The organism is Pseudomonas brassicacearum, from assembly GCF_003732265.1.
GTDB classification, from domain to species: Bacteria; Pseudomonadota; Gammaproteobacteria; order Pseudomonadales; family Pseudomonadaceae; genus Aquipseudomonas; species Aquipseudomonas brassicacearum_D.
Map to the genome: position 1 here is coordinate 1 of NZ_MOBK01000145.1, position 522 is coordinate 522.

Consider the following 522-nt stretch of genomic DNA (forward strand, 5'->3'; position numbering starts at 1 on the left):
GATATGAAGTACCGTATTGAGTTGCATCTGAGCTATCCCGCTGTACGATTCGACCTCTGTGGCTTCAATCGATGTGTAGGGGACTAACCCATCAGCATTGAAAAACCAGATGCCCTTGTCCTTGAGGATCATCAAGGTTTGCGAACCCGCGTTGCGATTCAGCCACGCCATGCCCAAGTACCATAACGAACACACCAGCAGCAGCGCAGCGATTCCATTGGACTCCATACGGAACCCCTGGATGGCCATGACCAAGAATAAAACACCGCCCAATGAAGCCCTCACAGGCACGCGGCGACGCTCGATAAACGCCAGATCATTGATGGAACTTTTCATGATCTTCCTTTGGCTAATAGGCGCGAAAATCGCATCCAGGTAATGCAAAAGGCCCTTTCGGGCCGTCGTTTCAATGAACCTTTCACTCAACACTTGTTGCCTTCCCCAGGCCAAGACTCAGCCTCGACACGCGGCAGCTCTGCGGGGTTCTTTACAGGGTAAAGGTGACCTGTGACCTGCGATTTT

General features: G+C 51.9%; 1 pseudogene. It reads right to left on the reverse strand.

Annotation, left to right across the window (positions count from 1 at the left end):
- Positions 1 to 336 (reverse strand): annotated as a pseudogene (locus tag BK660_RS30500) (hypothetical protein); the annotation flags it as partial.
- Positions 337 to 522 lie beyond the last annotated feature (186 nt).